Annotated in this window: 6 protein-coding genes; all 6 read right to left on the reverse strand. The window is 34.4% G+C overall.

The genetic code is table 11. The annotated features are described in order from the left end of the window. Positions 1-192: 192 nt before the first annotated feature. Entirely contained in the window at positions 193-1,656 is a 1,464-nt protein-coding gene (gene rfaE1, locus VMW81_03345; protein ID HUU49980.1) for a D-glycero-beta-D-manno-heptose-7-phosphate kinase, read from the reverse strand. Positions 1,657-1,667: 11 nt separating this feature from the next. Beyond that, positions 1,668-2,246, reverse strand: a complete 579-nt coding sequence (locus VMW81_03350; protein ID HUU49981.1) for a D-sedoheptulose 7-phosphate isomerase — start codon at positions 2,244-2,246, stop codon at positions 1,668-1,670. 137 nt (positions 2,247-2,383) lie between these two features. Beyond that, entirely contained in the window at positions 2,384-3,358 is a 975-nt protein-coding gene (locus tag VMW81_03355) for a UDP-glucuronic acid decarboxylase family protein (protein ID HUU49982.1), read from the reverse strand. Continuing rightward, positions 3,312-4,628: a UDP-glucose/GDP-mannose dehydrogenase family protein gene (locus VMW81_03360; GenBank protein HUU49983.1), complete on the reverse strand. Its 1,317-nt coding sequence runs from the start codon at positions 4,626-4,628 to the stop codon at positions 3,312-3,314. The genes VMW81_03355 and VMW81_03360 overlap by 47 nt, the downstream gene beginning before the upstream one ends. Positions 4,629-4,640: 12 nt before the next feature. Continuing rightward, positions 4,641-5,597 carry an SDR family oxidoreductase gene (locus VMW81_03365; protein HUU49984.1) on the reverse strand — a complete coding sequence of 319 codons (957 nt, stop codon included), beginning with the start codon at positions 5,595-5,597 and terminating at the stop codon, positions 4,641-4,643. A gap of 16 nt (positions 5,598-5,613) precedes the next feature. Continuing rightward, positions 5,614-6,285 (reverse strand): nucleotide sugar dehydrogenase (locus VMW81_03370; GenBank protein ID HUU49985.1); only part of this gene is annotated, 672 nt, incomplete at its 5' end.

The following is a 6,285-nucleotide window of genomic DNA, read 5'->3' on the forward strand; positions in this document are numbered from 1 at the left end:
CTATTATTAGCCATGGCTTCACACGCCAGGATTTCTATCAATAGCCATTTTTCATATTTATTTCTTCTTTCCCATATTTTACTCATCTCTGGTCTGGAGTATCTTGGTATCAAGCTCAATCTCCTCTTAAATTTTTTCTATTTTATTAAATTGGAATAAAATAGGACTGTACACGAGATTATTCTTTCAACATCAACTGTACTTATCAATAATTCTCTTCACAATCCCAGATGTCGAGTACCCTTTAATAAAGGGGACTATTTCAACTTTCCCTCCATAACCCTCGACGATGTTCTTTCCAACCACCTCGTCAACTTTGTAATCTCCACCCTTTACCAAGATATCAGGCCTTAATTCCCTTATAAGATTCTCGGGCGTAAGATCAGAGAAGAGGATTATATAATCAACTGAGTGCAAAGCAGCTAAAATATTAGCTCTTTCATCTTGAGCTATTAAAGGCCTCCTAGGGCCTTTTAATTCCCTTACAGAATCATCATCATTTAAACCAAGAACTAATAAATCCCCATATTCTTTTGCCTTTTCAAGATATTTTATATGTCCCATATGGAGAATATCAAAACATCCATTGGTAAAAACTATCTTCTTTCTTTTTGTCTTTTCAGAGCTCAAAATATATTTTAATTCTTTCAACTCTAAAATCTTTCTCCCTGTTAAAAAAGTATTCTCTTTTAAAAAATGTTCTATCTCTTCCCTCTTTACTATAGAAGTACCAACCTTACCAACAACAATTCCAGCTCCGATATTGGCAAATCTTGATGCCTCTAATCTAGAGGCACCAGAAAAAAGGGCTAATCCAAAAAGACCAATAGCCGTATCCCCTGCTCCTGTAACATCATACACATCCCTGGCTTCAGTGGGTATATGAAATATCCCCCCTTCTTTTTCAAAAAGAGACATTCCTTCTCTCCCTCTTGTCACTAAGATGGCATCATTTTTATACCTTTCGGAAATTAATCTGGCAGCTCTCTCAAGATTGCTATTATTTGTTATCTTGATATTTGAGGCCTTTTCCAGCTCTGACTTATTGGGAGTCAAAACATTTATTTCTTTATATTTGGAATAATCATCACCTTTTGGATCAGCAACAACTATCTTGCCCCTTCTTTTAGCCTCTTTTACCAAAAAACTAAGAACGTTTTTTGTCAAAACCCCCTTTAAATAATCAGAACAGATAATACCATCAACATCATCTATTGTCTCTTTCAGATAATCGCATATCTTTTTTTCTATATCTTCTGTTAACAGGTTTTTATTTTCTTTATCGATTCTTAGAATCTGCTGGCTATGGGCAATAATTCTTGTTTTATTAGTAGTAGGCCTCCCTGTATCCATTATTACGCCATCATAATTAATTCCTTTTTCCTTTAATAATTCTTTAATTCTTTCTCCTTTTCTGTCATTTCCTACAGCACCCACCATATAGACACTGCATCCCAAACTGGCCAGATTGTTAGCAACATTTGCAGCTCCCCCTAAGGCATCATTATCTGACCTCCATTCCAAAACCTGTACTGGAGCCTCTGGAGATATCCTTTCTACATCACCCCATATAAATTCATCATATATAATATCACCTATAACAAGTATCTTCAGTTTCTCAATATTATTTAATATGCTATCAAAAGAATCACTCAATTTATTTACCTCTACTTATTAAGCCTTTTTTCTATCTCTTCACAGATTATATGACCTATTGTTATATGAGCCTCTTGAATTCTTGGAGTATTATTTGATGGAATAAGAATAGAAATATCTACTATATCTTTTACTTTTCCACCATCTTTTCCTAAAAATCCTATTGTAGTTGCACCTAAATCTTTAGCAATCTTAAAGGCATAAATCAGGTTTTCTGATAGACCGCTGGTGCTGAGCCCCAAAACTATATCCCCTTCTTCTGCTAAAGCTTCTATCTGTCTCCCAAATATTTTATCAAAACTGTAATCATTTCCAATAGCAGTCAGGGTAGAAGTATTCGTGGTAAGGGCAATGGCTGGAATGGCCTTTCTTTCTAATTTAAATCTTCCAACTAATTCAGCTACAAGATGCTGGGCGTCTGCCGCACTTCCTCCATTCCCCATAATTAATATCTTTTTCTTTTTTCTTATTGCATCAACAATCAATTCGATTATTTTTTCTATCTTGCTGCAGAGAGTATCAGCAATCTTAATTGTAATCTCAGAGCTCTCTATAAGAGCCTCTTTAAGAGCCTCTTTCGCTTTGCTCATTGCCTTATCTTTTGAACCTCCACTATTTTTTATCTGAAAATTAATAAATCTTTTTTTATTTATTATAACATGAGCAGATTCATTTATCCCAATTATCTTTCAGCTCTTATCAACCTCTTAGTTATCTATTTTTATTATTAAATTTTCTCTTCAAAATACTGTAAAGTCTCTTTCATCCCTTGATTAAATTCTATTTTTGGCTCCCACCCCAGCAGTTCTTTTGCTTTAGTTATATCAGGTCTTCTTATTTTAGGATCATCTTCTGGCAAAGGTCTCTTTACTATCTTGCTTTTACTTCCTGTAATCTTTATAATATTTTTGGCTAATTCTAATATTGTCATTTCTGTAGGATTACCTAAATTGATGGCCCCAGTTGCATCTGATATTATAAATCGATATATTCCTTCTATTAAATCAGATATATAACAAAAACTCCTTGTTTGAGAACCATCTCCGAATACAGTGAGATCTTCTCTCTTCAATGCCTGATGGAGAAAGGTTGGTATGGCCCTCCCGTCATCGATTCGCATTCTAGGCCCATAGGTATTAAAAATTCTCACTATTTTTGTCTTAATACCATGGTAGCGATGATATGCCATAGTAAGGGCTTCTGCAAAGCGTTTTGCTTCATCATAGACCCCTCTCGGACCCAATTGATTTACATTTCCCCAATAATCTTCACTTTGAGGATGTACTAAAGGATCCCCATAGACCTCCGAAGTGGAAGCCAAAAGAAAAGTTGCATTCTTTTCTTTTGCAAGACCAAGGGCCTTATGGGTACCGAGAGAACCAACCTTTAATGTCTGGATAGGAAGTTTGAGATAATCTATGGGACTTGCTGGAGAGGCAAAATGTAAAATAAAATCGATTTTTCCTTCAATAAATATATAGTTCGTTACATCGTGCTTTATAAATAGAAATCTTTCATCTCTAATATGATTAATATTGGATATATTACCTGTAGAAAGGTTATCCATACAGATAACCTCATTTCCTTTTGATAAAAGGTAATCGCAGAGATGAGAACCAATAAACCCTGCACCTCCTGTAATTAACACCCTTTTTTTAGGCTTTTTTTGTTTTTCCACGGTTAGGCCTGCCAATGCTATAATATTCAAACCCTAATCTTTTCTTTTTCTCTGGGTCGTATATATTTCTTCCGTCAAATATTACCGGTTTCTTCATAACCTTTTTTATCTTTTCTAGGTTAAGCTGTTTAAATTCCCTCCATTCTGTAACAATAACGAGAGCATCAGCATTCTCTGCAACCTCGTATGAACTCTCACAATATTCTATTTCTGGCAAGATCTTTTTAGTATTTTCTATTGCGGCAGGATCATAGGTCTTTATATGCGCCTCTTCTTTTAAAAGAAGTTTAATAATTTCAATAGATTTTGCATCTCTAATATCATCAGTATCAGGCTTAAAAGATAATCCTAAAATGCCTATTGTCTTACCCCTGACATTCTTCATCTTTGATTTTATCAAATCTACCAAGTATGCTGCTCTGCTCTTATTTATTTCAATAACTTTCTTTAACAGATCGAACTCATATCCTAATTTAGAAGCGGTATGGACTAAAGATTCTGAGTCTTTTGGAAAACATGAACCACCAAAACCCAGACCCGCATTTAAAAATTCTGATCCAATCCTTGCATCATATCCCATTCCTTTAGCAACATCCATGACATTTGCTCCAGCCTTTTCGCAGATATTAGCAATAGCATTAATAAAAGAAATCTTTGTAGCTAAGAAGGCATTAGAGGCATATTTTATCATCTCTGCACTATAAACATCTGTTATTAACATAGGTCTTTCAAGAGGAGCATAGAGTTCTAATAGTTTCATAGCTACATCCTTACTGGGGGCTCCTATCACTATTCTTTCAGGCTCAAGAGTATCTTTAATGGCCGACCCTTCTCTTAAAAATTCTGGATTAGATACAACATCAAAGTCTACATCTCTTTTCATATTTACTTTAATGATATCATTTACAAAATCACCTGTTCCAACAGGAACCGTACTTTTATTAACAATAACCTTATATTTATCTATATATCTTGCAATCCCCTTTGCTACGGATTCCACATAAGAAAGATCTGTTTCTCCATTATCCTTTGGAGGAGTGTTGACGCAGATAAATATGACCTCTGATTTTTTAACCCCGTCTTCTAAATTTGTAGTGAATGATAATCTCTTATCTTCCATATTACGAGTTACCATTTCCTCAAGGCCAGGTTCATAAATAGGCATCATTCCCTTTTTTAACATTTCTATCTTTTCTTTTATACTATCAACACAGATAACCTCATTACCTAGATCGGCAAATACTGCACCAGTTACCAATCCTACATATCCAACCCCAATCACGCAGATATTCATCTCAATACCTCCTTAATTCTTTTTAGAAAAAAATCTGACGGTATTTTCTAATCCTTTTCTGAATCCTATCTTTGGCTTATATCCTAATAAATTCTTAGCCTTTGATATGTCCGCTATAGAATCCCTAACATCCCCTTTTCTCGGTTCACTATAGATTGGATTAACATCTCTATTCAGAATATCTCCAATTTCCTTGACTAATTCATTAATGGTTATCTTTTCTCCACATGCTATATTAAAAACCTCTCCAAGAATTCCATTTTTTTTCAAAGCCTGAAGGTTTGCATTCACCACATTGTCTATATATGTAAAATCTCTTGTCTGTTCACCATCACCATATACAGTAGGTTTATTGTTATTTAATACCATCTTTATAAATTTTGGTATGACTGCTGCATATTGAGAATCTGGATCCTGCCGAGGTCCAAAGACATTGAAATATCTTAAAATCACGGTCTCTAAACCATAGAGATATTTAAAAACCTTACAATAATCCTCACCAGCTAATTTTGAAACAGCATACGGCGATAAGGGATTAGTCTCCATTGCCTCGTTTTTGGGAAGCTTTGGTGAATCACCATAAGTTGAGGAAGAGCTGGCGTATATAACCCTTTTAACACCACTGCTCTTTGCAGCATTTAAAATGTTTAGTGTTCCTATAATATTTACTTCTGAAGTAGTGATAGTATCTTCGACTGAACGAAATACAGAAGTCAATGCACCCAAATGAAATATATAATCAACATCCTTAACACTATTATCTACTGTTTTTCTATCTCTTAAGTCTCCTTTAATTATTTCCAGGGAGTTTTTATTGTTATATTTTTTTAAAATATCATCTATATTTTCCATCTTTCCCGTACTAAAGTTATCCAGTATTTTTACTCTCTTTCCTTTCTTAGCTAATGCTTCAACAATATGAGAACCTATGAAGCCTGCACCACCTGTAACTAAAAATTTCTCTTCCATTCACTATTCACTAAATTTAAAGGGTTACTATTTTATCTCTATGATTATTTACATTTTTAGTAGCATTACGGGTATCTACGACTAAATTTGAATGTTTTACAATCCAACTATAATCGTAAATGCTATGATCTGTTACGATAACCAAACAATCAGAATCTTTTAATTTTTTAGTATTGAGCTCTACAAACTCTATTCTGTCATTATAATCATCTAGCTTTTGAATATATGGATCGTTAAAAGAGACACGAGCTCCTTTCTCCAGTAATATATTAATAATATCGAGGGCTGGTGATTCCCTGATATCATTTATATCCTTTTTATAGGTTACTCCCAATACGATTATCCTTGCACCATTAATACTCTTTTTTTGGTTATTAAGTACGTCCTGGATCTTATCAATAACATAGAAGGGCATATTTGTATTGATTTCGCTAGCCAATTCTATAAATCTTGCCTTGTAATTAAGGGTTTTTAGTTTCCATGAAAGATAATGTGGGTCTATGGGTATGCAGTGCCCTCCTAATCCTGGACCAGGGTAAAAAGGCATAAATCCAAAGGGTTTTGTAGCAGCAGCTTCGATAACCTCCCAAACATTGATCTTCAGACGATCGCACATAAGAACAACTTCATTAACTAAGGCAATATTCACTGCCCTAAAGGTATTCTCCAATAATTTCACCATTTCAGC

This window comes from Nitrospinota bacterium, assembly GCA_035528715.1.
Taxonomy (GTDB): Bacteria; JADFOP01; JADFOP01; order DATKYB01; family DATKYB01; genus DATKYB01.

Coding starts and splice junctions, on each gene's coding strand:
- VMW81_03350 (HUU49981.1), bottom strand. CDS start 2,246: ATGAGCAAAGCGAAAGAGGCTCTTAAAGAGGCTCTTATAGAGAGCTCT.
- VMW81_03360 (HUU49983.1), bottom strand. CDS start 4,628: ATGAATATCTGCGTGATTGGGGTTGGATATGTAGGATTGGTAACTGGT.
- VMW81_03365 (HUU49984.1), bottom strand. CDS start 5,597: ATGGAAGAGAAATTTTTAGTTACAGGTGGTGCAGGCTTCATAGGTTCT.